Origin of the sequence: Frigoribacterium sp. PhB107 (assembly GCF_003751515.1) — a bacterium.
Classification (GTDB): Bacteria; Actinomycetota; Actinomycetes; order Actinomycetales; family Microbacteriaceae; genus Frigoribacterium.
On record NZ_RJKU01000002.1, the window covers coordinates 534,274 to 558,629 of the forward strand.

Sequence of the window (24,356 nt, forward strand, 5' to 3'; positions counted from 1 at the left end):
AGTTTCCTCAGACCCGCCGGTGGTGTCAACTAGGAGGCGCGCTCGGTCCTCGGACGCACCGCTCGGACGCAGCCCGTCCGGACCCGCCGCGGGCTCGAGCCCCACGACGAAGGAGAACTGCTCATGTCGAAAGCACAGGCCATGATCGACGGACTCGGCGGCGCCGAGAACATCGAGGAGATCGAGGGCTGCATCACGCGCCTCCGCACCGACGTGAAGGACGTCTCGCTCGTCGACGACGCCGCGCTCAAGGCCGCGGGCGCCACCGCGGTCGTCCACGCCGGCGGCAGCGTCCAGGTGATCGTCGGCACGATCGCCGACTCGCTCGCCGAGGACATCAACGACTTGCTGCCGTGACCGTCGCACTCACCCCGGTCACGGGCCGGGTCGTCTCGCTCGCGGACGTGCCCGACGCGGTGTTCGCCGGCCAGCTCGTGGGAGCGGGCGTCGCGATCGAGCCGAGCGCGCCTCCTGCGGGCGGTCGCCTCGTCGACGTCGTCTCGCCGATCGACGGCGAGATCGTCAAGCTGCACCCGCACGCCTTCGCGGTCGTGCACGAGTCGGGCACCGGCCTGCTCGTGCACGTGGGCATCGACACGGTGAAGCTCGGCGGCGAGGGCTTCGAGCTCGCCGTCGCCGAGGGCGCGACCGTTACGGCGGGCGACGTCGTCGTCCGCTTCGACCCGGCGGTCGTCGCGGCCGCGGGCTGGTCGGCGGTCTGCCCGGTGATCGTGCTCGACAGCGCACCCGACAGCGTGCCCCAGGGGGCGGTCGGCAGCGACCTCGAGGCGCGGTCGCCGCTGTTCGAGTTCTGAGCCGGCGCTGACCGGAGGCCTGAGGGCTCGGGTGTCCTGACCAGGTCGCGCCTGAGGGCTCAGGCCTCCTGGGGCCCGTCGGCCGACGTCACCTGCATCGTCAGGCGGTACCGGTCGGACCGGTACCAGCTCTCGGACCGCTCGATCGGGTCGTCGCCCGAGAACGACACCCGCTCGAAGTGCAGCACGGGCGCGCCGTCGGGCGTCCCCAGCAGGGTCGCGATGTCGACGGGCGCCTCGCGGGCGGCGACCGTCTGGGTCGCCCGGGTCACCGGCTGGTCGTACTCGTCCGCCAGCAGGCGGTAGAGCGAGAGGCTGAGGTCGCGGTCGAGCAGCCCCGGCAGCCGGGCGGACGGGTACCAGGCGTCGTCGATGCTGACCGGCTCGCCGTCGGCGAGGCGCAGGCGCTTGACGTGCAGGGCCGGCTCGTCGGGGCCGAGCCCCAGGGCCGCCGCGGTCTCGGCCGCGGGGAGGCACTCGTCGCGCACGAGCACGACGGTGCTCGGGCGGTGGCCGAGCGACGTCATCTCGCTCGTGAACGAGTTGAGCCGCAGGGTCGACTGCACCGCGCGGTGCGCCACGAAGGTGCCCTTGCCGCGGACCCGCGTCAGCCACCCCTCGGCGACGAGCTGCCCGACGGCCTGCCGCACCGTGATGCGGCTGACCCCGTGGTCGACCATCAGCTGGCGCTCGCTCGGCACCGCGGCGCCGGCGGGCAGCTCGTCGGCCGCCAGGCGCTGCAGGATCGTGCGGAGCTGCTCGTGCTTCGGCACGGCCCCGTCGGTGATCCGCTGCCCCGTCGCCCGTGCCATGGCGTGCCCCCTCGGCTGTCGTCGTCGGGCCGGAGGCGGTGGTCCCGTCCGGTCATGACCTATCTGTGCGCCCCCAGACTACGCACCCCCGCACGGCCGGCGCTGGCCCGCGACCGGGGCGCGGCCCTGGTGCGACGGACGCCCCTGGCCTACACTCGACGGGACCCGTGGAGCGAGGAGGACCGTGATCGACAGCCCCGGCCCCTTCGTGACGGCCCCGTGAGCGCTCCGGACCGCGCCACGGTCGAGCCCGCCGCTCCGCTGACCCGGCGTGAGGCACTGGCACGGGAGCGCGCCGCGCTCGCTGGCTCCTCGGCCGTCGTCGCTCCGTCCGACGCCGCCTCGTCGGCTCCGGCCCCCTTCACTCCTGCAGCCCCTGCGGCCGTCCCGCCTCCGGCAGCCGCATCCGCCGCCGCTCAGACCGCTGCGCCGGCCTCGGCCTCCCGCCGTGCCGTGGTCGCCGTGCGCCCTCGCCGGGTGCCTGCCTCGACCTCGCCGGCCCGCGCCTCCTCGTCGTCCCGGACGCCGTCGTCACCGCCCGTCGCCCGCGCGACCATGTCGAAGGCTGCCCGTCGGCTGCGCGCCGCCGCGGTGCCTGCCGTCGCGTTCCTCGCGAGCGGGCTGTTCTTCTCGTCCAACGTCACGCCGGCGACCGCGAGCGACCTCGGCGGGTCGGTCGTGCAGACCTCGGCCGCGGCCCCCGTCCCCGGCCAGACGCTCGCCGCCTCGCTCGTGGTGCTCACCGTCTCGGAGCGCGACGCGTTCGTCGTCAAGGACGCCCCGCCTCCGCCGCCCCCGCCCCCGGTCGTCGCGCCGACGCCCGAGAAGGGCACCTCGAACGCGAAGTCGACCCGCACCGGCGGGGTCGCGGCCGGCGGCGGCACGATCGTCAACTCGGGTACGGGCGACATCCGGTGGCCGTTCCCCGGCACCGTCGTGCTCAGCTCGGGCTTCGGGCCCCGTGCCGCGCCCTGCGCCGCCTGCTCGAGCATGCACATGGGCCTCGACATGACCCCGGGAGGCGGCACTCCCATCGGCGCCGTCGCGGCGGGCACGGTCCGCACGTCGGGCCTTCACGCGCAGTTCGGCCAGTACGCGGTCATCGACCACGTGATCGACGGCCAGAAGGTCAGCACCCTGTACGCGCACATGATCGTCGGGTCGAGCCCGCTCGTCGTGGGCCAGCAGGTCGCCGTGGGCGAGCTCGTCGGGCTCGTCGGGCGCAGCGGTGTGGCCACGGGCGAGCACCTGCACTTCGAGGTGCTGATCGGCGGCTCGACCCAGGTCGACCCGCGTGCCTGGCTCGACGCCAACGCCGGCCGCACGCTCTAGCCGCAGCCGCAGCCGTCGCCGCTCCAGCGGCCGACGCGGTTCAGCGACCGTCCGTCAGCTCGCGGCCCGCGGCCCACACGCGGGACACGTGCCAGTCGTCCGTCCACGCGACGGCGTCGGCGACGTAGCCCGGAGCGAGCAGGCCGATCCGGTCGTCCTCGCCGAGCGCCTTCGCCGGCACCGTCGTCAGGGCCTCCACGGCGCACGTCGGCGATTGCTCGGCGCCCGTCAGGGCGAGGCGCAGGGCGGCGTCCTGCGTCAGGGTCGAGCCGGCGATGGTGTCGGTGCCGGCGAGCACCGCGACGCCGTCGCTCACCGTCACGGCGAGCTCGCCGAGCAGGTAGTCGCCGTCGGCCGAGCCCGCGGCGGACATCGCGTCGGTGATCAGGGCGACGCGGCCGGGGGCGGAGGCGAACACCATGCGGACGACCTCCGGGTGCACGTGGACGCCGTCGAGGATCAGCTCGATCGTGACGCGGTCGTCGCTGACGGCCGCGACGACGGGGCCGGGCTCGCGGTGGCCGATGCCCGCGATCGCGTTGAACGCGTGGGTCATCATGGTCGCGCCGCGGTCGAACGCGGCGACCGCGAGGTCGTGGTCGGCGTCGGTGTGCCCGACGGCGACGACGGCGCCGGCGGCGACGATGCGCTCGACGGCGTCGAGCCCGCCCGGCAGCTCGGGGGCGAGCGTGACCTGCCGCACCACGCCGGGCACGGCCCCGAGCAGGGCGTCGACGTTCTCGGGTGAGGGCACGGCGAGGTGCTGCTCGGCGTGTGCGCCCTTGCGGTGCGGCGCGAGGAACGGCCCCTCGAGGTGCGCGCCGAGCACGAGCGGGTCGCGACGCCGGAGCTCGGCGATGGTCTCGAGCGAGCCCCGGAGGCGGTCGAGCGGGTTCGCGACCAGGCTCACCAGCGAGCGGGTCGTCCCGTGCGCGCGGTGCAGGGCCAGGCCGCGCTCGATCTCGTCGGCGCCTCCGTCGTGGCTGGCGCCGCCTCCTCCGTGGGTGTGCAGGTCGACGAGGCCCGGGGTGAGGCGGGCGCCGTCGAGATCGACCACGACGTCGGCGACCGGCAGCGCGCCTCCTAGTCCGTCCCGGCCGTCGCGGTGCCGACCAGGGGCCTCGAGCGGGAAGGCCTGCTCGGCCGTGCTCCCGGTCGCGACGATGAGGTCGCCGTCGACGAGCATCCAGAAGCCCTCGGTCTCGCCCGTGGCGTCGACCGCCCGGGCGTTCGTGAAGAGGGTGGTGCTCATGCGCGGTCCTCCCGGCGGGCGGCGACGACGCCGGTGACGGCGGCGACCAGGGCGAAGGCGACCGCGACGACCGGGTGCCCGAGCTGGGCCCAGGCGATCGCGGCCGCGCCCATCACCGCGATCTCGACGAGGCTGCGGCCGACCCGGTCGGTCGGCACCACGGCCCGCGGCGAGCGGAACAGGGCCCAGACGACGACGGCGAAGCCGGGCGCCCCGAGCATGAACGCGAGGGCCGGCCACGGCCAGGCCCAGGCCAGGTAGCCCCACAGGGCCAGGGAGAACAGGGCGAAGAGCTCGACGGCGAAGCGGAGCAGGTCGAAGGGGGCGGGGCGGCGAGCCGCGGGCGGACGGTGGTCGGCTGTCGCGGCGTCGGTCGGGGTCACGGTGCCAGCGTACGACCGTGCGCCCGGTGCGCGGTGCGGCAGGTCAGCGGAAGACGATGGTGCGGGCGCCGTCGAGCAGCACCCGGTTCTCGGCGAACCAGCGGACGGCCTGGGTGAGCGTGCGGCTCTCCTCGTCCTGGCCGATCGCCATCAGCTCGGGCGCGCTGCGGGTGTGGTCGACCCGCACGACGTTCTGCTCGATGATCGGCCCCTCGTCGAGGTCGCTCGTCACGAAGTGCGCCGTCGCGCCGATCAGCTTCACGCCGCGGGCGTGCGCCTGTCGATAGGGGTTCGCGCCCTTGAACCCGGGCAGGAACGAGTGGTGGATGTTGATCGCGCGCCCCTCGAGCGCCGCACAGAGCTCGGGGCTGAGGATCTGCATGTACCGGGCGAGCACGACCAGCTCGATGTCGTAGCGGTCGATGACCTGCAGCACGCGGGCCTCGAACGCGGCCTTGCTCTCGGCGTCCGAGACGGCGTGGTGCTCGAAGCGGGTGCCGTAGAACTCCGCGAGCCCGCCGAGATCGGGGTGGTTGGCCAGCACGAGGGGGATCTCGACGGGCAGCTGGCCGGCACGCTGGCGGAACAGCAGGTCGTTGAGGCAGTGCGCCGCCTTGCTCGCGAGCACGAGCGTGCGGGTCGGCCGACCGACGACGTCGAGTTCGTGCTGCATGCCGTAGCGCTCGACGACGGGGGCGAGCCGCGACTCGAACGCCGCGCGCTCGCCGGGCGCCTCGACCTGCAGCCGCATGAAGAAGGTGCCGGTGTCGTGGCTCGAGAACTGGGCCGACTCGGTGATGTTGCCGCCCGCCTCCACCACCGCTCCGCTGATCGCGTGGACGATGCCGGGGGCGTCGTCGCAGACGAGCGTGAGGGTCCAGTGGGTCGTCGGCGCGGCGGCGGCAGCCGAGGAGGCGGTGGTCGGGTCGGTCACCAGCCCAGGGTAGTGCGCGGGTCGGCTCTGCTACGCGACCGCGGAGACGAGCAGCGCCGACAGCGTGACCAGCGGGAACAGCCCCTGGGTCGCGGCGGCGCGCGCCTTGCTGCGGTCGGTGACGACGAGCACGAGCGCGGCGGCGAGCATCGAGCCCGTGCCGGCGAGGAGGAGGGCGAGACCGGCAGGGGATGCTGCGGAGGCGGGACCGCCGCCTCCGGCGATCACCAGGGCCACGCCGACCGCCGTCACGATCGCGAGGAACAGGTTGTAGAAGCCCTGGTTCAGCGCGAGCGGCTTCGTGTGCTCGGCCTGGGCGTCGCTCGTGATGCCGAAGGTGGCGCGGACGCGCGGGGTCGTCCAGAGCACGGACTCCATCACGAAGATGTACACGTGCAGCAGGGCCGCGAGGGAGGCGGCGACGAGGGCGACGATCATGTGCCGACTCTAGGCCCGGGGGCGCGCTGGCCGGCAGGCGGTGCCTCGGCTCCGGGGCGGGGGTCACCCTGTCGCATGGGGTTCCGGGCATCACGTCCCGTCACGACGCGACGTGATGCTCGGAACTCAATGCGACACTGTCGGGGTCGGGTCTAACGTCGGGGGAGCGGTCTCGGGAGATCGGTCTGCCCGCCGCGGGACCGCCTCCAGGCCGCCACTCGAGCTCACGACGGAGGGACCTGGCCCCATGCCCCGCTCTGCTGACGCGATCGGCGTTGACGAGGTCGGCGCCGAGGTGGTCGGTGCCGACGTGGTCGGTGCCGGCGCCGGGGTCGGCGGCTCCGACCCGGCCCGTGCCGGCGTGGTCGTCGTCGGGTCGATCAACGTCGACCAGGTCGTGACGGTCGACCGCCTCCCCCTGCCCGGCGAGACGCTGATCGGCACGTCGATGACGTTGCTGCCCGGCGGCAAGGGTGCGAACCAGGCCGTCGCCGCGGCCCGTCGGGGCGCGGCCACGACGATGATCGGCGCGGTCGGCGACGACGTGCACGCCTCGGCGGCGCTGCCGCTGCTCGTCGAGAGCGGCGTCGACGTCGAGCGGGTCGCCACGGCGGAGGGCCCCACCGGGCTCGCCGTGGTGAGCGTCGGCTCCGACTCCGAGAACACGATCGTCGTCGTGCCCGGCGCCAATGCGTCGGTCGACGAGGAGGCGGTCGCCCGGCACGCCGAGGTCGTCTCCCGTGCCGCCGTGGTCGTGCTGCAGGGCGAGATCCCCGTCTCGGGGATCGAGCGCGCGGCACGGCTCGCGACGGGACGCCTGGTGCTCAACCTCGCGCCCGTCGTCGCGGTCTCGGCCGAGGTCGTCCGGCTCGGGGACCCGCTCGTGCTCAACGAGCACGAGGGGCGGCTGCTGCTCGAGCTCGTCGCCCCGGAGGCAGCCGAGCGCCTCACGGGACGGGACGCGTCGCGTGACGCGACCGGCGCCTCCTCGGCTGCTGCCCCTTCGGACCCGTCGTCCCCGGACGCGTCTGATGTCTCGTCGGATGACGACGCGGCCGTCGTCGCCGAGCTGCGCGGCCTGGGCGTCGCCTCCGTCGTGCTCACGCGCGGTGCGGCCGGCGCCCTGGTCTCGGACGCCTCCGGCTCGTGGTCGGTGCCGTCCCCGCGGGTGCGGGCCGTCGACTCGTCCGGAGCCGGCGACGCGTTCGTCGGCGCGCTGAGCGCCGCGCTCGCGGGCGGCTCCTCGCTGCTCGAGGCCGCGCAGGAGGCGGTGCGCGTCGGCGCCTACTCGGTCACGACCGCGGGCACCCAGCCCTCGTACCCGGGGGCCGACGACGAGCTGCCGTCGACGGACGAGCAGGTCACGGCGATCCCGGGCCTCTCCTGAGCCGTGCTGCTGCGCGGTGCGGGCCGGGGCATCAGGCCGAAGCGAGAGTGGTCGGGTCCTGTCGGCCCGTGGTTGCTGGGCCGGAGGGCCTCGCCCCGCCGGATCACGCTCAAATTTCGGGGCTGGGGGATGGGGGCTGGGGGATGGGGGCTGGGGCTGGGGCGGCTGGTGGCGACGGAGGCCGAACCAGACGAAGTGATGCCCGGAAGCGCGCAGGCCAACTGACGCGTCGCCTCAGGCGCCGGCGGGCGGCGCGCCGTCGACGGCGACCGGGCCCTCGCGTCGGGCCTTCCAGCGGCCCGACGCGACGTACTTGACCATGACGTTGACGGTCGCGGCGGTGGGCACGGCGAAGAGCGCTCCGGGGATGCCGGCCACGAGCGAGCCCGCCGCCACCGCGAAGACCACGGCGAGGGGGTGCACCTTCACCGCGCCTCCCATGACGAGGGGCTGCAGCACGTGCGCCTCGAGCAGGTGCACGAGCAGCACGCCGCCGAGCATGACGAGCGCCTGGACCGGACCGGCGACGACGAGCGCGAGCACGACCGCGAGCGCACCCGTCACGATCGCTCCGAGCACGGGGATGAACGACGCGAGGAACACGAGGATCGCGATCGGCACCGCCAGCGGCAGCCCGAGGAAGAACGCGAACAGGCCGATCCCGATGCCGTTCGCCGCGGCGACCACGACCTGCACCTTCACGAACGAGGTGAGCGTCTGCCAGCCGGCCTGGCCCGCACCGTCGACGGCCGGCCGTGCCGCCCGCGGGAACAGCCGGACGACCCAGTGCCAGACGCCCCGACCGTCGATCAGCAGGAAGATCGTCGCGAAGAGCGTCAGCAGCCCGCCCGCGACGAGGTGCCCGGCCGCCGAGCCGATCGCCGCGACGCCGCTGAGGATCTGCTGGCTCGCGTCCTGCAGCGCCTGCCCCGCCTGGCCGACGTACTGGTCGAACTCGCCGTCGGTGAGCTTCAGCGGCGACGTCCGCAGGAACTGCCGCAGGCTGTCGTACGCCGCCATGCCCTTGTCGCTCAGATCGCCCGCACCCGCACGCACCTGGGTCACGACGAGCACGAGCAGGCCGCCGACCACGACGACGAGCGCGAGCAGCGCCACCACGATCGCGAGCCAGTGCGGCACCCGCCGCCGCGTGAGCAGGCGCACGACGGGCTGCAGCAGCGCGCAGATCAGGATCGCGATCAGCAGCGGCACCACGATCTCCTCGAGGCGGGACACCAGCCAGCCCAGCACCGCGAGGCACGCCGCGACGACAAGCAGGCGCCAGCCCCAGGCGCCGGCCACGAGCATGCCCGGCGGGACCGCGCCGGGTGCGAGGGCGCGGCCGGGGGAGCCGGCCCGCACCTCCTCGGCCTCGCCCGCGACGGGGACACGAGGAGGCGCTCCGGGCTCGCCGAGGTCGGCCCCGGTCGTCGAGGTGGTCGGGTCGGTCGTCGCGCTGCGGCGGCGCCAGGGGAGGTCCATGGTCGGAGTCTCCGGTCAGTCGGCTATCAGTGGGCTGTGACTCCGCCGATCCGGGCGTGGGCGTGCGCTGGACGGCCATCCGTCGGCGCGTGCGCCGGTGCGTGCGCCGGTGCGCACGACTGCTCCTGCGTCGTCTCGGCGGCCGGCACGGGGTGCTCGCGAGGCCTGCCGTAGCATCGACGGGTCCCCGGCCGCCGCCGAGGACCAGCCGACAGGCCGACCGACGAGGAGGCGCGACGTGACGGACAGGGTCACCATCGTCGAGGTCGCCGCCCGTGCCGGCGTCGCCATCAGCTCGGTGTCCAGCGCGCTCAACGACCGGCCCGGCGTCTCGGAGCAGACGCGCGCGCGGATCAAGCAGGCCGCCTCCGACCTCGGCTTCGTGCCCAGCGTCCGGGGCCGCTCGCTCAGCGCCAAGCGGGCCTTCACCGTCGGGCTCGTCGTGCACCGCGACCCGTTCGTGCTCGAGTCGGACCCCTTCTTCGGCAGTTTCATCGGCGGCCTCGAGTCGGTGCTCGACCCGCGCGGCTACGCGTTGATCCTGCAGATGGGCTCGGCCGCCGACGAGACCCTCGACCGCTACCGGCGCCTCGCGGCCGGTCGACGGGTCGACGGGGTGTTCCTCAACGAGCTCGTCGTCGACGACCCGCGCGTCGCCCTCGTGCAGCAGCTCGGCCTGCCGGCGGTCGGCGTGAACCCGGCCCCGGGGTTCCCGCTGCCCGCGGTGCACCAGGACGTCTCGGCGGGGGTCCACGAGCTCGTCGCCCACCTCGTGTCGCTCGGGCACCGACGGTTCGCCCACGTCGCCGGGCCGTCTCGGTTCGTCCACGCGGTGCACCGGGTCGAGGCGTGGCGCGAGGCGCTCGTCGCGGCGGGATGCGACCCCGGCGTGCTCGTCGAGGCGGACTTCACGTACGAGGGGGGACGTCGGGCCGCGGCCGAGCTGCTCGGCGGCGCTGCTCGCGACGGAGGTGCCGGCGACGGCGCTGCCGGCCGCGGCGACCGTCCCACTGCCGTGTTCTGCGCCAACGACCTCGCCGCGATCGGCTTCATGGCGGAGGCGGACGCCCGCGGCGTGCGCGTTCCCGAGGACGTCAGCGTGGCCGGCTTCGACGGCATCGAGCTGGGCACGTACGTGCGGCCTGCGTTGACCACGCTGACGACGGCGCCGCGGCTGCTCGGGGCGGAGGCCGCCCGGCTGCTGCTCGCCGCCGTCGAGGGCCCCGACGCCGACGCCGACCTGAGTGCGCCCGCGGTGGCGCACGCCGGCATCGAGCCGGCGCGCCTGCTGGTCCGCGCCTCCACCGGTCCCGCTCCGCGCTGACGCCGCGGCGAGTCTGCCTGCTCCTCGAACCGCGTTCCGAACCATGAACCGCGAAAGAACGCGGTTCATGGTTCGGAACGCGGTTGATGGCGAACCATGCGCGGGGAGGGGAGGCGGGGTTCCGCTTCGGAGGCGGGCGTGCTAGCTTCACCTCTACCGAAACGTTTCGGTAGATCGAGACAACCACCCGACGACGAAGTTGGTGCCCATGGACCCCGCGACGACCACCGCCGCCCGCGACCTCGCCCGAGCCGCCTCCGTGCCCACGGGCAGCACGGGCAGCACGGGCAGCGCCGACCACGACGCGACCGGGGCGACCGCCCTCGCGGCGCACCTCGTCCCGTTGACGCGCGACCGCCTCCGGCAGGTGCTCGACGACGCGCTCGCGCACCGGAACGCGCTGACCAGCGCGCTCGCCCAGCTCACCTTCTCGGGCGAGGCGGCGTTCGGCGCCGACCGTCCCGACTGGGCCGTCGGCCCCTTCGCCGCCGACCCCGCGCTGACCTTCACGCTCGACCACCAGTGGGACGACCCCGACGGCATCGGCTGGACCAGCTCGTCGCTCTACAACCCCACGATGATCGAGCACGACGGCGTCCTGCACCTCTTCTACCGCGCGTCGCCCGTCAAGGAGAGCCTCGGCAGCCGCATCGGCCACGCCACCCGCGACCTGACAGGCACCGGCACCGGCACCGGCACCGGCTCCGGCTCCGACGCGGGCACCGACACCGCCGTCTGGGTCGACGACCCGGCGAACCCGGTCGTCCGCCCGACCCGCGACCTCGAGCTGCTGGGCACCGAGGACCCGAAGGTCTACCGGGCCGAGGGCCGCTTCTGGCTCTTCTACAACGGCATCTGGCCGATCACCGAGGAGGCGCGGGCCGCGTTCCCGAGCACCGGCTACCCCGTCGAGGCGGTCGGCTGCGACATGATGCTGGCCGTAAGCGACGACCTCGTCACCTGGGAGCGCCTCGGGCCGATCGCCGACCCCGAGCAGACGCGGCTGTGGGCGAAGGGCGCGGTGATCCCGCGCGACGAGCACGGCGACGCCGTCCGCGTCGGGGGCGAGTACCTGATGTTCGTCAGCGAGGGCTTCGACGGGGTGCTGCACGTGGGGCACTCGCACGACATGCGCACCTGGCGCTTCGAGCCGACCCCGTACCTCGACCTGTCGAGCGTCGGCGGGCATCTGCACGAGGTCGCCGCCGCGATCGTCACCGGCGACGGGCGGCTCGTGCTCGACGTGTTCCACGACGACGCCGAGGGCCGCTTCGCCGCGAGCCAGGCGCTCTACGACGTCGAGCGGCCGTTCGACCAGCTCGCGCTGACGCCCGGCGGCTCGCTCTGCTGGGGCGGCCTCGGCCGGGTCGACGGCCGCTGGACCTTCGCTCAGGGCTGGGACGCGCCTCCTGGTCGCCGCGACCTCTACGTCTACCGCGAGGCGGACGGCGGCGGCGTCGACGACCCCGTCGACCGCCCCTCCTGACCCGCACCCGCACCCGCACGACACCCTCACCCGCACGACCCCTGCACCGCAGCGCACCACCCGAACCCAAGGAGAACACCGTGCAACGACGCACCGCACTCATCGGAGCCACCGTCCTGCTCGCCGGCCTCGGCCTGACCGCCTGCTCGGGCGGCGGGGGAGGAGGAGGCGGCGACGCCCTCACCGCGAAGGGCCCCATCACCATCTGGTACTCGAACAACGAGTCCGAGGTCGAGTGGGGCAAGGCCACGGTCGCGTCCTGGAACGCCGACCACCCCGACGAGCAGGTCAAGGGCCAGGAGATCCCGGCCGGCAAGTCGAGCGAAGAGGTCATCGGCGCCGCCATCACGGCCGGCAACGCCCCCTGCCTCGTCTACAACACGGCCCCGAGCGCGGTCGGCCAGTTCCAGAAGCAGGGCGGCCTCGTCGACCTGTCGAGCTTCGACGACGGCGCGGGGTACATCGAGGACCGCAGCGGCGACCTCGCCGAGCAGTACCAGGACGCCGACGGCAAGTACTACCAGATGCCCTGGAAGTCGAACCCGGTGATGATCTTCTACAACAAGGACCTCTTCACCCAGGCGGGCCTCGACGCGGAGAACCCCGAGCTGTCGACCTACGACGACTTCCTCGCCACGAGCAAGACCCTCGTCGACGCGGGCGTCTCCGACTACGCGATCCACCCGGCCCCGACCAGCGAGTTCTTCCAGTCGCAGTTCGACTTCATGCCGCTCTACGCGGCCGAGACCGGCGGCACCGGCCTGATCGAGGACGGCAAGGCCACCTTCGCCGACGGCGCGGGCGAGGACGTCGCCGGCTTCTGGCGCGACCTGTACGACCAGGGCCTGGCCGGCCAGGAGCAGTACACGGGCGACAGCTTCGCCGACGGCGAGGCCGCGATGTCGATCGTCGGCCCGTGGGCGGTCAACGTCTACGAGGACGTGAACTGGGGCGCCGTGCCGGTGCCCACCAAGGACGGCACCGACGCCGACGAGACCTACACGTTCAGCGACGCCAAGAACGTCGGCATGTACACGGCGTGCGAGAACCAGGGCACCGCGTGGGAGTTCCTGAAGTACTCGACCAGCGAGGACTCCGACCGCGCCCTGCTCGAGACCACGGGCCAGATGCCGATCCGCACCGACCTGGCCTCGACCTACTCCGACTACTTCGACGCCAACCCGTCGTACGCGCTGTTCGGCGACCAGGCGGCCCGCACGATCGAGGTGCCGGCCGGCCCGAACACCGTGGCCGAGCTGCAGGCGTTCCGCGACGCGTGGTCGAAGAGCGTGATCTTCGGCGAGGGGGACGTCGGATCGTCGCTCAAGGACGCGGCCGACAAGGTCGACGAGCTCGCGGCCCAGGGCTGAGACCCGTGTCCTCCCTCCGTGCCGGGGCGACCGCCCCGGTCACCGGCAGTCGACCCGAGGAGGCGCCCCCCGCCTCCTCGGGTCGGAAGGCCCGCGGGCGAGGCTCGCTGCTGGGCAAGAACCCGCTCGGCCTGCTCCTCAGCGCGCCGTACCTGGTCTTCGTGCTCGCGGTCTTCGCGTACCCGCTGGTCTACGCGGTGTACATCGCGTTCCACGACTACTTCTTCACCGCGCCCGGCGCGGTCGTCGACCGGCCGTTCGTCGGGCTGGCGAACTTCGTCACGGCGTTCACGGACCCGGCCGTCCTGCGGTCGTTCGGCAACGTCGGGATCTTCCTGGTCATCAACGTGCCGCTCACGGTCGTGCTGAGCATGGTGCTGGCGTCGGCGCTCGACAAGGTGTCGCACTTCAAGGGCTTCCTCCGCGTCGCGTTCTACGTGCCGTACCTCGCGGCGAGCGTCGCCGTCGTGGCCGTCTGGCTGTTCCTCTTCAACGGGAACGGCCTGGTCAACCAGGTGCTGGGGCCGCTGGCTCCGTCGCCGTCGTGGCTGATCAACTCGGCCTGGGCGATGCCCTCGATCGCGCTGTTCGTCACGTGGAAGCAGCTCGGGTTCTACATCCTGCTGTACCTCGCGGCGCTGCAGAACGTGCCGAAGGAGCTCTACGAGGCGGCGTCGAGCGACGGCGCCGGCCCGATCCGGTCGTTCTTCACCGTGACCGTGCCCGGGGTGCGCCCCGCGACCGTGCTGGTGCTGCTCGTGTCGACGGTGACCGGGGCGAACCTGTTCACCGAGCCGTACCTCCTCACCGGCGGCGGCGGGCCGAACGGCGCCTCCACGTCCCCCGTCCTGCTGATGTACCAGAAGGGCATCGAGCAGGGGAACCCCGACCAGGCGGCCGCGATCGGCGTCGTGCTCGTCGTGCTCGTGCTGATCATCGCGCTGCTGCAGAACCGGTTCGCCGGCGGCAAGGAGGACTGAGATGTCCAGGACCCAGACCACGCTGCGAGGCGTCGTGCTCGCGCTCGGGGCGCTCGCGTTCCTCTTCCCGTTCTACTACATGGTGATCGGCTCGCTGCAGGCGCGGCCCGACCCGACCGTCGCGGGCGCGTTCCCGCACCCGTCGAACCTCACCCTCGAGAACTACGCCGCGATCGACAGCCGCATCGGGCTGCTCACGGGGCTCGTCAACTCGGGCATCTTCACCGCGGGCGTGCTGATCTGCACCGTCGTGTTCGGGGTGCTCGTCGGCTACGCGCTCGCCGTGCTGCAGTGGCGAGGACGCGGCGTGACCTTCGCCCTCGCGCTGCTCGTGCAGGTGGTGCCGTTCCAGCTGCTGGTCATCCCGCTGTACGTGCTCATCGCGCGCAACTACGGGCTGAGCGACAACTACCTCGGCATGATCCTGCCGTTCGCCATCAACTCGACGGCGGTGATCATCTTCCGGCAGTACTTCCTGCAGCTGCCCCGCGAGTTGTTCGAGGCGGCGCGCATCGACGGCACCGGCGAGTTCCGGCTGCTGTGGAACATCGCCCTGCCGCTCGTCCGCCCCGCGCTCGTCACGGCCCTGCTGCTGACGTTCATCGGGCCGTGGAACGAGTTCCTCTGGCCGTTCCTCATCACCAAGGAGGCGTCGATGCAGCCGCTCGCCGTCTCGCTGGCGAACTACATCTCGAACGTCGCCGCCACCGCCGCCAACCCCTTCGGCGCGACCCTGGCCGGAGCCGTCGTGCTCGCCGCCCCGGTCGTGCTGCTGTTCATCGTGTTCCAGCGCTACTTCATCTCGACCGACGTCGGCTCGAGCGTGAAGGGCTGACAGGAGATCCCCGTGACCGACACCGCACCTCCTCCGTTCCCCTACCGCCTGACGCGCCTCGGCGTCGTGAGGGCGCCCGACCCCGACGAGCCGCTCGAGGCCGAGGGCGTCCTCAACCCCGGCTCGGGCCGCGGGCCAGACGGCGAGCTGTACCTGCTGCCGCGGCTCGTCGCCGCCGGCAACGTCTCGCGCGTCGGCCTCGCCCGCGTGGTCGTCGACGACGGCGTGCCCGTCGGCGTCGAGCGCGAGGGCGTCGTGCTCGCCCCCGACCGCGGCTGGGAGCGCGGCGCGACGCACTCGGGCGTCGAGGACCCGCGCGTCACCCGGGTCGACGAGCTCGGTCTGCACGTGATGACCTACGTCGCCTACGGTCCGCTCGGGCCCCGCACGGCCGTCGCCGTCAGCGACGACCTGCGCGAGTGGCGTCGCCTCGGCCCCGTGACCTTCGACTACGTCGACGACCTCGACACCGACCTCGGGCTGTTCCACAACAAGGACACGACGTTCTTCCCGTCGCCCGTCACCGCGCCCGACGGCGTCCGCAGCTTCGCCGTGCTGCACCGGCCGATGTGGCACATCGGCGCCACCGTGCCGGGGGAGGGCAGCCCGCTGCCCGCCGGGGTCACCGACGGGCGGCACTCGATCTGGATCAGCTATGTGCCCGTCGACGCGGTCGCGGCCGACGAGCGCGCCCTGGCCCGCTGGGGGCAGCACCGACCCGTGGCCGGCCCCGAGTTCCCCTTCGAGGAGCTCAAGATCGGCGGCGGCCCGCCCCCGCGCCGCGTGCCCGAAGGGTGGCTGCTGCTGCACCACGGCGTGACGGGCGTCATCGACGACGTGTTCGCCCAGCAACAGAACGTCAACTACGCGGCGGGCGGCATGATCCTCGACGCGGACGACCCCTCCCGCGTCGTGACCCGCTCGGCCGTGCCCCTGCTGGAGGCCGAGACCGCCGACGAGCGCGACGGCATCGTGCCGAACGTCGTGTTCCCCACCGCGATCGAGGAGGTGGACGGGGTGCCGTTCGTCTTCTACGGCATGGCCGACTCGAAGATCGGCGTCGCCCGGCTCGACCGCGCCTGACGCGTCCCCGCTCACCTGCTGGCGAGCCGCCCCAGAACGTCACCCAGAACGAGTCGACCCGACATCCCGGGGCAACTCGACGACCATGCACGACGAGACAGAAGGAGGCGGTCGACGATGACCGCACGCACCTCACGATGGGCCGGGCTCGCCCTGGCCGCCACGACCGCGATCGCGCTGGGGGTGACGGGGGTGCTGCCGGCGTCCGCCGCGCCTCCTGCGGCACCGGCTGCGCCTGCGCCGGCTGCGCCGAGCGCCGCCGCGCCGACGGCTGCCGCCGCGCCGGCGCCGCTGACGAACCTCGCGCACCTCGACTTCCTGCTCGACCAGACGACGCCCGCCGCGGAGGAGGGGCACACGTCGTACCGCCTCGACGCCGAGCCGACGCTGACCCTGCCGTGGACCTACGCGGACGCCCGTGACGGCGGCACCTTCGCCCGGGTGGGCGGCGGTCCGCTCGACCCCGCGACCGGGTACTGGGGGCAGGGCGCGTACAACTCCGACGACGTGTCGCGCGCCGCGGTCGTGTACCTGCGCGACTGGCAGCAGACCGGGGCGGAGGCGAGCCGCGACAAGGCGTACGAGCTGCTGCGCGCGACCGCGTACTTCCAGACCACGACGGGTCCGGCCGCCGGCAACGTCGTGCTGTGGATGCAGCCTGACGGCACCTTCAACCGCAGCCCCGTCCCCGTCGAGCTGCCCGACCCCTCCGACAGCGGCAACAGCTACTGGCTCGCCCGCAGCATCTGGGCGTTCGGCGAGGGCTACGCGGCGTTCCGCGACGAGGACCCGGAGTTCGCCGCGTTCCTGCAGCAGCGGCTCCAGCTCGGCGTGACGGCCCTGCAGCGCGACACGCTGTCGCGCTACGGGCAGTACGACGTGGCCGACGGCGTGCAGGTGCCCGCCTGGCTGATCGTCGACGGCGCGGACGCCACGGCCGAGGCCGTTCTCGGCCTCAGCTCGTACGTGGCCGCCGCCCCCGACGACGCGACGGTGCGGACTGCGACGACGCAGCTCGCGGAGGGCGTGGCGCGCATGGCGTCGGGCGACCCGCAGACCTGGCCGTACGGCGCCGTGCTGCCGTGGACGAACTCGCGCTCGATGTGGCACTCGTGGGCGTCGCAGATGCCCGCGGCCCTGGCGCGCGCCTCGACCGTGCTGGGGCGCAGCGACCTGCTGGCTCCCGCGGTCGTCGACACCGCCTCCTTCACGACGACCCTGCTCACGGCCAGCGGGCCGGACAACGCCTGGTATCCGACGCCCGTCGACCAGACGCAGATCGCCTACGGCGCCGACTCGCGCCTGCAGTCGGCGCTCGCCGTGGCCGACGCCTCGGGCGGGGCGGGCTTCCGCCAGGTGGCCGCCGTCGCGGCGAGCTGGTACTTCGGCACGAACCGCTCGGGGAAGCCGGTCTACGACCAGGCGACCGGCGTGACGAACGACGGCGTCCAGGCCGACGGCTCCGTCAACCGCAACAGCGGTGCCGAGAGCACGATCCACGGCCTGCTGTCGATGATCGCGCTGGACGGTGCCCCGGACGTGTCGGAGCTGGCCCAGGCGTCGACCACGGTCGCGTCGCGTGACGGGCTGACGACGATCGAGGCCGAGGGCGCGTCGCCCACGACGGGCACCGTCGTCACCCCCGACTCGGCGTGGACGGGCGAGTCGCAGTACAGCGGCGGCGCCGCGCTCACGCTGCAGCCGGGACAGAGCGCCAGGATCGCCGTGCCCGCCGGGTCGGGGCTGCGTCACGTCGAGCCGGTGCTGCTCGGCGCCGAGGGAGTCGTGTCGACCTCGACCTGGAAGGCGGGACGGGTGCCGCTCGGCACCCTGACGACCCGCGTGGGCGCGCAGGGCGTGACCGCCGCCTCCGGGGCGCTGCTGCCGCAGACGCTGCCGCTCCCCGTCGGGCCGGGGGCCACCTCCGTGACGGTGACGGCCCGCGGGTCCCAGCCGGTGACGGTGGACGCTCTGATCGTCCGGCCGCTCGTGCAGCGGCTCGCGCTGGCCGGGGCCGGCGGACGGGCGACCGAGCTGGTCTCGTCGACGTCGAAGCTGCCGCTGCCGACCACGGTCGGCGCACGCGGCGTGCGGTCGACGGTCGCGAGCTACGACTCGCGCGGGGCGCTCGTGTCGCAGCGGACGGTCTCGGGTCAGTCGGTCGCGCTGGTGCGCGGCGGCGGGTTCGTCGTCGTGACGCGGTAGGGGGAGCGCGCGTCCCCGACCCTCGCACCGCGGGATGCACGAAGAACCGCGTTCCGCACCATGAACCGCGTTATATCGCAGTTCATGGTGCGGAACGCGGTTCGTGGCGTCCTGTCACACATGCAGGGGGCGATGCGCCTGCAGGAGGTGCGGGGCGCCTCCTGCAGGAGAGCTGTGGCTAGGCCTCGTCGGCGTGCGGCGCCGGCTCGTTCGTCGCCGTCGCACGGGTGGCCTTGGCGAGGTTCTCGACGAGCTCGGAGCGAGTCTGCGACACCACGTAGGCGGGCTGGTCGCGCTCGACGCGCCAGCTCTCGCTCAGCGGGCCGACGTTGACGGTGTCGAAGCCGACCTCGTCGTAGAGGCGCTGCACGAGCTCGGCGGCCTCCTCGAAGTCGCTCGAGGTGGCGAGGGCACGACGGCCCTCGGTGCCGGCGGGCTTGCCGTCGGTGGTGATGTCCTTCGCCATGATGTGGTTGAAGCCCTTGGCGACCTTGCTCTCGGGAAGGTGGCGCTGCAGCATGCCCGACACCGTGTCGAGGCCGTTGTCGAGGGCGGCGATGTGGCCGTCGCGCTCGAAGTAGTAGTTGTTCGTGTCGATGACGACCTTGCCCGCGAGCGGCTCGACCGGCACCTCCTCGTAGTTCTTCAGCGGGACCGTGACGACCACGACCTCGCCTGCCTCGGCCGCCTCCTGCGACGTGGCGGCGCGCGCCTTCTCGCCCAGGTCGGCGACGAGGTCGGCGAGGGTCTCGGGTCCGCGCGAGTTGCTGATCACGACGTCGTGGCCCTGGGTGATGAGGGCCCGGGCGACCTGGCTGCCGATGTTGCCTGCTCCGATGATTCCGTACGTAGTCATGTCACCAGCCAACGCCTGTCGGGTGGCCGGGTGTTCCCGCTCCCAGGAGGCTCGGAGGAGGCGCCCAGTCGTCGCGAGGGGCGGACGGTGCAGCCACTGCAGGGACAGGCTGGAGGGATGACCGACTCGACCCTCGCCTCCTCGGACTCCAGGACCGACGCCTCCGACGCCCCCACGACCGCTGTCCTCTTCGACATCGACGGGACGCTCGTCGACTCCAACTACGCGCACGTCGACGCGTGGTCGAAGGCGTTCGCCGACATCGGGCACCCGGTCGACAGCTGGCGGATCCACGAGGCGATCGGCGAGGACTCGACGCTGCTGCTCTCGGGCCTGCTGGGCGACGAGGTCGCGGAGGCGCGGGGCGACGAGGCGAAGGAGCGCCACTCCGCGCATTACCTGCCCCACGGCGACACCGACCTGCACGTCTTCCCGCGGGCGACCGAGCTGCTCGACGAGCTCACGCGACGGGGCCACCGGGTCGTGCTCGCGACCAGCGCCCCCGAGGAGGAGCTCGCCGTGCTCCGCGACCTGCTCGACGTCGAGGGGGCGCTCTGGGCGGTCACCTCTTCGGAGGACGCGGAGACCGCCAAGCCCGACCCCGGCATCGTGCAGGGCGCGCTCGACAAGGCCGGGGTCGACGCCGCGCAGGCGGTGATGGTCGGTGACGCGGTCTGGGACATGGAGGCGGCCGGTCGTGCCGGGGTCACCTGCGTCGGCGTCCGCTCAGGCGGTACGTCGGCGGCGTCGCTGACCGAGGCCGGCGCGGTCGAGGTGTGGGACGACGTGGCGGCGCTGCTCGAGGGGCTCGACGGGAGCGTCGTCGGGCGGCTGAGCTGAGGCGGGCGGGGCGGGGCAGGGCCTGGCTGGGCCTGGCTGAGCTGGCCCGCACCGAGTTCCTCGCGCTGCACCGCATTCCGTGCACTGCACCGGGACTAGACCCGGTGCCGTGCGCGAAGGACGGTGCGGGGACGAGCAGGGCCGCGTGTCAGCGGCGACCGCGCCGGCCGACGAGGCGGGCCCACGCGCCGCGGCCCCGGATCGGGCACGGCGCGGCGGCCGCCCGTGGCTCCTCTCGGGGCACGAACGTCGAGGACGAGCAGGCCGTGCAGGTGAGCACCCACGGGTGCACGCTCAGCCCGGAGCCGTAGTACGGGTTGTCGACGAGCCGCGCCGGGCCGTGGCAGTCGGGGCAGGTGGGGGTCGCCGTGGGGCGCGTCTCGTCGTGCATCGTCGGGGGCCTTCCGTGGAGGGGATCGCCCGGTCGTCCGTGCCCGAGCGCTTCTGCGTCGTCTCGGGTTCGGAGTGCCGCCTCCTCGTGACTGGCCCCGGCCTGGCCCCAGATCGGGGCTGCGGCCGCGGTGCTGCGGTCGCAGGGCTGCGGCGGAGGTGCTGCCCAGGACCGGGGTGTCCGCGGGGGCTGATCCGTCTCGTGACGGATCAACTGCACGTGGTGTCCGCGGGGCCTGATACGTCTCGTGACGGATCAGCGGCACGAGAGAGCCCCGCCCCTCGCCGCGTCGTGCGCGGACGGTGAGGAGCGGGGCCCGTCGGTGCTGCGGCGCTGCCTAGCTCTCGAACGTCGCGTCGAGCGTGATCTCGACGCCGGTCAGCGCCTTGCTCACGGGGCAGGTCTCCTTGGCGTCCTTCGCGGCGGCTTGGAACTGGGCCTCGTCGATGCCGGAGACCTCGCCGCGGACGGTGAGGGCGATGCCGGTGAGCTTAAAGCCGCCAGCCGAGTCCGGGCCGAGCGAGACGTCGGCCTTGACGTCGAGCGCCTCGACGGTGCCGCCGGCCTGGCCGAGCACGGCGCTGAACTGCATGGCGTAGCAGGCGGAGTGGGCGGCCGCGAGGAGCTCCTCGGGGCTGGTCGAGCCGTTGGCGTCGTCGGCGGCGCGCTTCGGGAACGAGACGTCGTACGTGCCGAGCTTCGAGCTGGAGAGCTCGACCTGGCCCTCGCCGGTCTCGAGGCTGCCGCTCCATGCGGTGCGGGAGGTGCGAGTGGGCATCGTGTCCTTCTTTCGTGTGGGGATGGGGGAGTCGGGGGAGTCGTGGGGGTCGCGGGTCGCAGGGAGACGCGGCGGCAGGCCTAGGAGGCGGCGCGGACGCTGTCGCCCAGCTCGCCGACCTGGGTCGTGAGGGCGGCGATCGCCGCGGGGTCGAGGCCGGTCGCGGCGCAGATGCTCGCCGGGATGCCGGCCGCCGAGGCCCGGAGCGCCTCGCCGTCGGCGGTGAGCTCGACGCGGACGCTGCGCTCGTCGTCGGGCACGCGGGTGCGAGTGACGAGGCCCTGGCCCTCGAGGCGACGCAGCAGCGGGGAGAGCGTGCCCGAGTCGAGGTGGAGGCGCTCGCCGAGGCCCGAGACCCCGGTCGGCCCCTGCTCCCACAGCACCAGCATCACGAGGTACTGCGGGTAGGTGATGCCGAGCGGCTCGAGCAGTTCGCGGTACCGGGTGGTCAGCGCCCGCGACGCGGCGTAGAGCGCGAAGCAGATCTGCTCGTCGAGCAGGGGGGTGGTCGGGGCGGCCGCGGTCATGTCGTCGACACTAGCACGTTGCGTGCAACTGAGTTGTGCGCAATTCAAAGCCGGTTACGTCCGTGCCGTCACTCGTTGACGGGCATATACGATCGTAGATACAGTCGACCCGTGATCATGACGGCGGCGGACACCATCAGGGACGCACGGGGCCGCGCTGGCCTCACCCAGGCCGAGCTCGGGGCGAGGGCGGGTCTGCCGCAGAGCGCGGTCAGCGCCTACGAGGGCGGCGTGAAAGACCCGTCGACGACCGTCCTGGCCCGTCTCGTCGAGGCCGCGGGCTTCGACTTGGCTCTCGGGCTGGTGGCGCGACAGGCCGGCGGGCGGTCGGCAGCGGCGTTCTCCGGGCCGGTGGGCCGTCGCGTGCAGCCTGGTCGTGCGCCGGCCCGGGCGTGGCTGCGCACCCACGGGTTCGGTTCGCCGCAGGTCTTCGGGAGCGTCAGCCGGGGCGACGATCGCGACGACAGCGACCTGGACGTGCTGGTCGACCTGCCCGACGGTCTCGGCCTGTTCGGGCTCGGCTCGGCCCGGACGGAGCTGGAGTCGATCTTCGGAGTCCCCGTCGACCTCGTTCCGCGGGGGTCCCTCAAGAGCGAGGTCGCCGCGCGCGTCTCGGGCGACCTGGTGTCGTTGTGAGCAGGTCCGACGAGACGCGCCTCCGTGACGTGCTCGCCGCCCTCGACGCGATCGACGCGCACACGACGCGGGGCAGCCTCGACGATGGCCTCGTGTTCGACGCCGTCCGCGCACGGCTGATCGAGATCGGAGAGGCCGTCAAGGGCCTGTCGGACGACGTCCGGGCCACAGCGCCGGGCATCCCCTGGGGCGAGGTGGCCGGCATGCGCGACTTCCTCGCACACCGGTACTTCGACGCGTCGCACGCCATCGTCGAGCACACCGTGACCCGCGATCTGCCTGAGCTGCGCCGCACCGTCACTGGTCTGCTGGGCTGACAGCCGCCGCCTCCTTCGCCGCCGGGTGCGCCTCGGCGAGGTCGAGCGCGACGGCGGCGCGGCCCAGCCCCTCGAGGCTGGCGGCCGTGGTGAACGGCAGGCTGAGGACCGAGAGCAGGGCGCCGGCGAAGCCGAGGCCAGGGAACCCCTCCACGACGGCGATGACCACCGTGCCCACGAGGCTGCACGTGAGCGCGGCTGTCGTGCCGAGGCTGATCGTGAGCGCGCCCACGAGGCCGAGTCGCTGCTTGCGGGCCGAGGCGAGGAGGCGCGGCGCCAGGGTGGCGGACAGCTCCGGCGCGCCCTCGGTCGAGTAGTCGCCCACGAGCCGGTCGTCCCGCCACGAGACCGGCGCCAGTGACCGACGTTCGCGGCGGAGCCAGAGGCAGACAGCCACGAGGACGACGAAGGCGACAGCCATCGAGGCAGCCGTGACCGCGACGAGGACCCGGGACGCCGTGCTCCAGTCGAGGTCGTCGAAGCGGGACAGGAGACGATCGATGCCGAGGGCGGCCGCGGAGCCGACGACGACGGCCGCCACGGCGAGCACGAGCCGGCGACGCGGCGTGAGGAGCTGCGCGGCCCCGGCCCGTCACTCGTCCCAGCCGCGGCGGCGGAGGTCCCGCCGGCTGGGGAACGGCTCGGTCACGAGCGTTCGCCGCCGGGAACGGGAGCCGGGCCCGCCGTGCCCGCCGTGCCCGCAGATCCCGCTGGTCCCGCCGTCTCGGCCGCGCTCGGCGGCAGCAGGTGCGTCCGTGCGGCGGCGTAGCGACGTGCACGCGTGGTCCGCGTCAGGAAGAAAGGCGTGAAGCCGAGCAGCATCACGACCATCGCGACCACCAGGACGCGGGGGAAGGTCGAGTCGTCGTCGCCGAGTGCCTGCGGCAGCTGGTTGCAGATCAGGCCGGCGAAGAGCGTCGCGCTCTGGGCGTACTGCACCGGGAGCGACACGGCGCTCACGGAGGCCCACCGGGCGGCGACCCGCTCGTCGTCGGGGCCCAGCTCGAGCGGGCGGCGGGACAGGACGGCCTTGCCGATCCTCCTGGCCCGGTCGTGGTCGCGGCCGATCACCGCCCCCGCCTGCTTCATCAGCCGGAACGAGACGACGGTGCAGGCGATCGAGGCGGCGAGGAACCCCAGCCCGGCGGCGACGAAGAGGAGGTCGGCGCCTGAGTCGTCGTCGTCGAGGGGGACGAACGAGAGGCCGACGGCGGCCGGGACGACGGTGAGGACGAACGCGAGCGTCACCGTGCGCACCCCCCGGCGCACCTCTCCGTGGGGGACCTCGCGCCACTCGACCGGCTCCGCGCCCTGCCGGACGTGTTCGCCGACCGCCGGGCCCGCGACGAGGGCGACCACCGTGAGCGCGGCGCCGAGGGCGACGAAGGAGGCGGGGAGCCAGGCGGGCGGGTCGCTCAGCCAGGCGGACAGCAGCACCAGGGCCGCTCCTCCCGCCTGCACGCCGAGCATCCACCCGAGCAGGCGGCGGGAGCGCCGCTGCTCCCGGTGGGTGGTGGGCGCGTCCCGCGCCGCGAGGACGGCGCCGAGGACGATCGGGGCGATCGTCAGCAGGGCCAGGCCGAGGGCCCCGAGCAGGAGAGCGGTCACGCCGCCTCCGTCCCCGAGCAGGACGAGGAGGACCGTGCCCCCGATCTGCGCCGCCGTGACGACGACGACCGCTGCGGCGAACGCGAGGGCAGCCACGAGGTCGCGACGGCCGGTGGGTCGGTGCTGCGTCGGCGTCGCCCCGCCGGTGGTGGCAGCGGTGACGCCGGGTACGGCGGGTGCTGGTGCGGCGGGCGGCGGGGACGCGGGGCGGTGGTCGTCGTCGGTCACGCTCCCAGTGTGGCCGCCCCGCGTTCGGGGGGCACGGCGGTCGCCGGGTGGGAGCCG

The 24,356-nt window shown here is 73.6% G+C and carries 26 protein-coding genes; 14 read left to right on the top strand and 12 right to left on the bottom strand.

Annotation, left to right across the window (positions count from 1 at the left end; genetic code table 11):
* Positions 1 to 123 precede the first annotated feature (123 nt).
* Together EDF18_RS10680 and EDF18_RS10685 are read left to right on the top strand one after the other, a co-directional pair.
* The gene (locus EDF18_RS10680; protein WP_123547783.1) at positions 124 to 357 is read left to right on the top strand and encodes a glucose PTS transporter subunit EIIB; all 234 of its coding nucleotides are present in this window, start codon (positions 124 to 126) and stop codon (positions 355 to 357) included.
* Positions 354 to 815, top strand: coding sequence for a PTS glucose transporter subunit IIA (locus EDF18_RS10685; RefSeq protein ID WP_123547784.1), 462 nt, complete (start codon positions 354 to 356; stop codon positions 813 to 815). The genes EDF18_RS10680 and EDF18_RS10685 overlap by 4 nt, the downstream gene beginning before the upstream one ends.
* A gap of 59 nt (positions 816 to 874) precedes the next feature.
* Here EDF18_RS10685 and EDF18_RS10690 read toward each other — a convergent pair whose 3' ends face one another.
* A complete protein-coding gene (locus EDF18_RS10690; protein WP_123547785.1) occupies positions 875 to 1,627 on the bottom strand; it encodes a GntR family transcriptional regulator in 753 nt (250 codons plus the stop codon).
* Positions 1,628 to 1,846: 219 nt separating this feature from the next.
* Between EDF18_RS10690 and EDF18_RS10695 the strand changes: the two genes are divergently transcribed.
* Positions 1,847 to 2,959, top strand: a complete 1,113-nt coding sequence (locus tag EDF18_RS10695; protein WP_148050084.1) for a M23 family metallopeptidase — start codon at positions 1,847 to 1,849, stop codon at positions 2,957 to 2,959.
* Positions 2,960 to 2,999: 40 nt separating this feature from the next.
* On the opposite strand, the gene nagA is transcribed toward EDF18_RS10695, so the two are convergent.
* The 4 genes from nagA to EDF18_RS10715 are packed head-to-tail and all read right to left on the bottom strand — an operon-like array spanning position 3,000 to position 5,966.
* Positions 3,000 to 4,211, bottom strand: coding sequence for an N-acetylglucosamine-6-phosphate deacetylase (gene nagA / locus EDF18_RS10700; RefSeq protein ID WP_123547787.1), 1,212 nt, complete (start codon positions 4,209 to 4,211; stop codon positions 3,000 to 3,002).
* On the bottom strand, positions 4,208 to 4,594 hold the full coding sequence (locus EDF18_RS10705) for a YrdB family protein (protein WP_123547788.1): 387 nt from the start codon (positions 4,592 to 4,594) through the stop codon (positions 4,208 to 4,210). Before EDF18_RS10705 ends, nagA begins: the two co-directional genes overlap by 4 nt.
* A 43-nt stretch (positions 4,595 to 4,637) precedes the next feature.
* Positions 4,638 to 5,528, bottom strand: a complete 891-nt coding sequence (gene purU / locus EDF18_RS10710; protein ID WP_123547789.1) for a formyltetrahydrofolate deformylase — start codon at positions 5,526 to 5,528, stop codon at positions 4,638 to 4,640.
* Between the two features lie 30 nt (positions 5,529 to 5,558).
* Positions 5,559 to 5,966, bottom strand: coding sequence for a DUF1304 domain-containing protein (locus EDF18_RS10715; RefSeq protein ID WP_123547790.1), 408 nt, complete (start codon positions 5,964 to 5,966; stop codon positions 5,559 to 5,561).
* 247 nt (positions 5,967 to 6,213) lie between these two features.
* Here EDF18_RS10715 and EDF18_RS10720 point away from each other — a divergent pair, with 247 nt between their 5' ends.
* Complete coding sequence (locus tag EDF18_RS10720) at positions 6,214 to 7,353, top strand: ribokinase (RefSeq protein ID WP_123547791.1); 1,140 nt, start codon at positions 6,214 to 6,216, stop codon at positions 7,351 to 7,353.
* 234 nt (positions 7,354 to 7,587) lie between these two features.
* Here EDF18_RS10720 and EDF18_RS10725 read toward each other — a convergent pair whose 3' ends face one another.
* Entirely contained in the window at positions 7,588 to 8,835 is a 1,248-nt protein-coding gene (locus EDF18_RS10725) for an AI-2E family transporter (protein WP_233569098.1), read from the bottom strand.
* A gap of 238 nt (positions 8,836 to 9,073) precedes the next feature.
* Here EDF18_RS10725 and EDF18_RS10730 point away from each other — a divergent pair, with 238 nt between their 5' ends.
* The 7 genes from EDF18_RS10730 to EDF18_RS10760 all read left to right on the top strand — a co-directional run bounded on the left by EDF18_RS10730 (position 9,074) and on the right by EDF18_RS10760 (position 18,118).
* Positions 9,074 to 10,159, top strand: coding sequence for a LacI family DNA-binding transcriptional regulator (locus EDF18_RS10730; protein ID WP_123547792.1), 1,086 nt, complete (start codon positions 9,074 to 9,076; stop codon positions 10,157 to 10,159).
* Positions 10,160 to 10,367: 208 nt separating this feature from the next.
* Positions 10,368 to 11,645 carry a hypothetical protein gene (locus EDF18_RS10735; protein ID WP_233569099.1) on the top strand — a complete coding sequence of 426 codons (1,278 nt, stop codon included), beginning with the start codon at positions 10,368 to 10,370 and terminating at the stop codon, positions 11,643 to 11,645.
* A gap of 80 nt (positions 11,646 to 11,725) precedes the next feature.
* Entirely contained in the window at positions 11,726 to 13,015 is a 1,290-nt protein-coding gene (locus tag EDF18_RS10740) for a sugar ABC transporter substrate-binding protein (protein ID WP_123547793.1), read from the top strand.
* A 5-nt stretch (positions 13,016 to 13,020) separates the two neighbouring features.
* Positions 13,021 to 13,995, top strand: coding sequence for a carbohydrate ABC transporter permease (locus tag EDF18_RS10745; protein ID WP_123547794.1), 975 nt, complete (start codon positions 13,021 to 13,023; stop codon positions 13,993 to 13,995).
* A gap of 1 nt (position 13,996) precedes the next feature.
* Positions 13,997 to 14,830 carry a carbohydrate ABC transporter permease gene (locus EDF18_RS10750; RefSeq protein WP_123547795.1) on the top strand — a complete coding sequence of 278 codons (834 nt, stop codon included), beginning with the start codon at positions 13,997 to 13,999 and terminating at the stop codon, positions 14,828 to 14,830.
* 12 nt (positions 14,831 to 14,842) lie between these two features.
* A complete protein-coding gene (locus EDF18_RS10755) occupies positions 14,843 to 15,913 on the top strand; it encodes a glycosidase (protein WP_123547796.1) in 1,071 nt (356 codons plus the stop codon).
* 117 nt (positions 15,914 to 16,030) lie between these two features.
* A complete protein-coding gene (locus tag EDF18_RS10760; RefSeq protein ID WP_123547797.1) occupies positions 16,031 to 18,118 on the top strand; it encodes a hypothetical protein in 2,088 nt (695 codons plus the stop codon).
* Positions 18,119 to 18,296: 178 nt separating this feature from the next.
* Here EDF18_RS10760 and EDF18_RS10765 read toward each other — a convergent pair whose 3' ends face one another.
* A complete protein-coding gene (locus EDF18_RS10765; protein ID WP_123547798.1) occupies positions 18,297 to 18,974 on the bottom strand; it encodes an NADPH-dependent F420 reductase in 678 nt (225 codons plus the stop codon).
* Positions 18,975 to 19,091: 117 nt separating this feature from the next.
* On the opposite strand from EDF18_RS10765, the gene EDF18_RS10770 reads away from it, so the two are divergent.
* A complete protein-coding gene (locus EDF18_RS10770) occupies positions 19,092 to 19,814 on the top strand; it encodes an HAD family hydrolase (protein WP_123547799.1) in 723 nt (240 codons plus the stop codon).
* A 148-nt stretch (positions 19,815 to 19,962) separates the two neighbouring features.
* On the opposite strand, the gene EDF18_RS10775 is transcribed toward EDF18_RS10770, so the two are convergent.
* The 3 genes from EDF18_RS10775 to EDF18_RS10785 form a co-directional block, all read right to left on the bottom strand.
* Positions 19,963 to 20,205: a hypothetical protein gene (locus EDF18_RS10775; RefSeq protein ID WP_123547800.1), complete on the bottom strand. Its 243-nt coding sequence runs from the start codon at positions 20,203 to 20,205 to the stop codon at positions 19,963 to 19,965.
* Positions 20,206 to 20,542: 337 nt separating this feature from the next.
* Entirely contained in the window at positions 20,543 to 20,983 is a 441-nt protein-coding gene (locus EDF18_RS10780; RefSeq protein ID WP_123547801.1) for an OsmC family peroxiredoxin, read from the bottom strand.
* An 80-nt stretch (positions 20,984 to 21,063) separates the two neighbouring features.
* The gene (locus tag EDF18_RS10785) at positions 21,064 to 21,510 is read right to left on the bottom strand and encodes a MarR family winged helix-turn-helix transcriptional regulator (RefSeq protein WP_123547802.1); all 447 of its coding nucleotides are present in this window, start codon (positions 21,508 to 21,510) and stop codon (positions 21,064 to 21,066) included.
* Between the two features lie 117 nt (positions 21,511 to 21,627).
* On the opposite strand from EDF18_RS10785, the gene EDF18_RS10790 reads away from it, so the two are divergent.
* The gene (locus EDF18_RS10790; RefSeq protein WP_233569159.1) at positions 21,628 to 22,146 is read left to right on the top strand and encodes a helix-turn-helix domain-containing protein; all 519 of its coding nucleotides are present in this window, start codon (positions 21,628 to 21,630) and stop codon (positions 22,144 to 22,146) included.
* Positions 22,143 to 22,463 carry a DUF86 domain-containing protein gene (locus tag EDF18_RS10795; RefSeq protein ID WP_123547804.1) on the top strand — a complete coding sequence of 107 codons (321 nt, stop codon included), beginning with the start codon at positions 22,143 to 22,145 and terminating at the stop codon, positions 22,461 to 22,463. Before EDF18_RS10790 ends, EDF18_RS10795 begins: the two co-directional genes overlap by 4 nt.
* On the opposite strand, the gene EDF18_RS10800 is transcribed toward EDF18_RS10795, so the two are convergent.
* Both EDF18_RS10800 and EDF18_RS10805 read right to left on the bottom strand, forming a co-directional pair.
* Positions 22,444 to 23,004, bottom strand: a complete 561-nt coding sequence (locus EDF18_RS10800; protein ID WP_123547805.1) for a hypothetical protein — start codon at positions 23,002 to 23,004, stop codon at positions 22,444 to 22,446. The genes EDF18_RS10795 and EDF18_RS10800 overlap by 20 nt on opposite strands.
* A gap of 104 nt (positions 23,005 to 23,108) precedes the next feature.
* Entirely contained in the window at positions 23,109 to 24,299 is a 1,191-nt protein-coding gene (locus EDF18_RS10805; RefSeq protein ID WP_123547806.1) for a hypothetical protein, read from the bottom strand.
* Positions 24,300 to 24,356 lie beyond the last annotated feature (57 nt).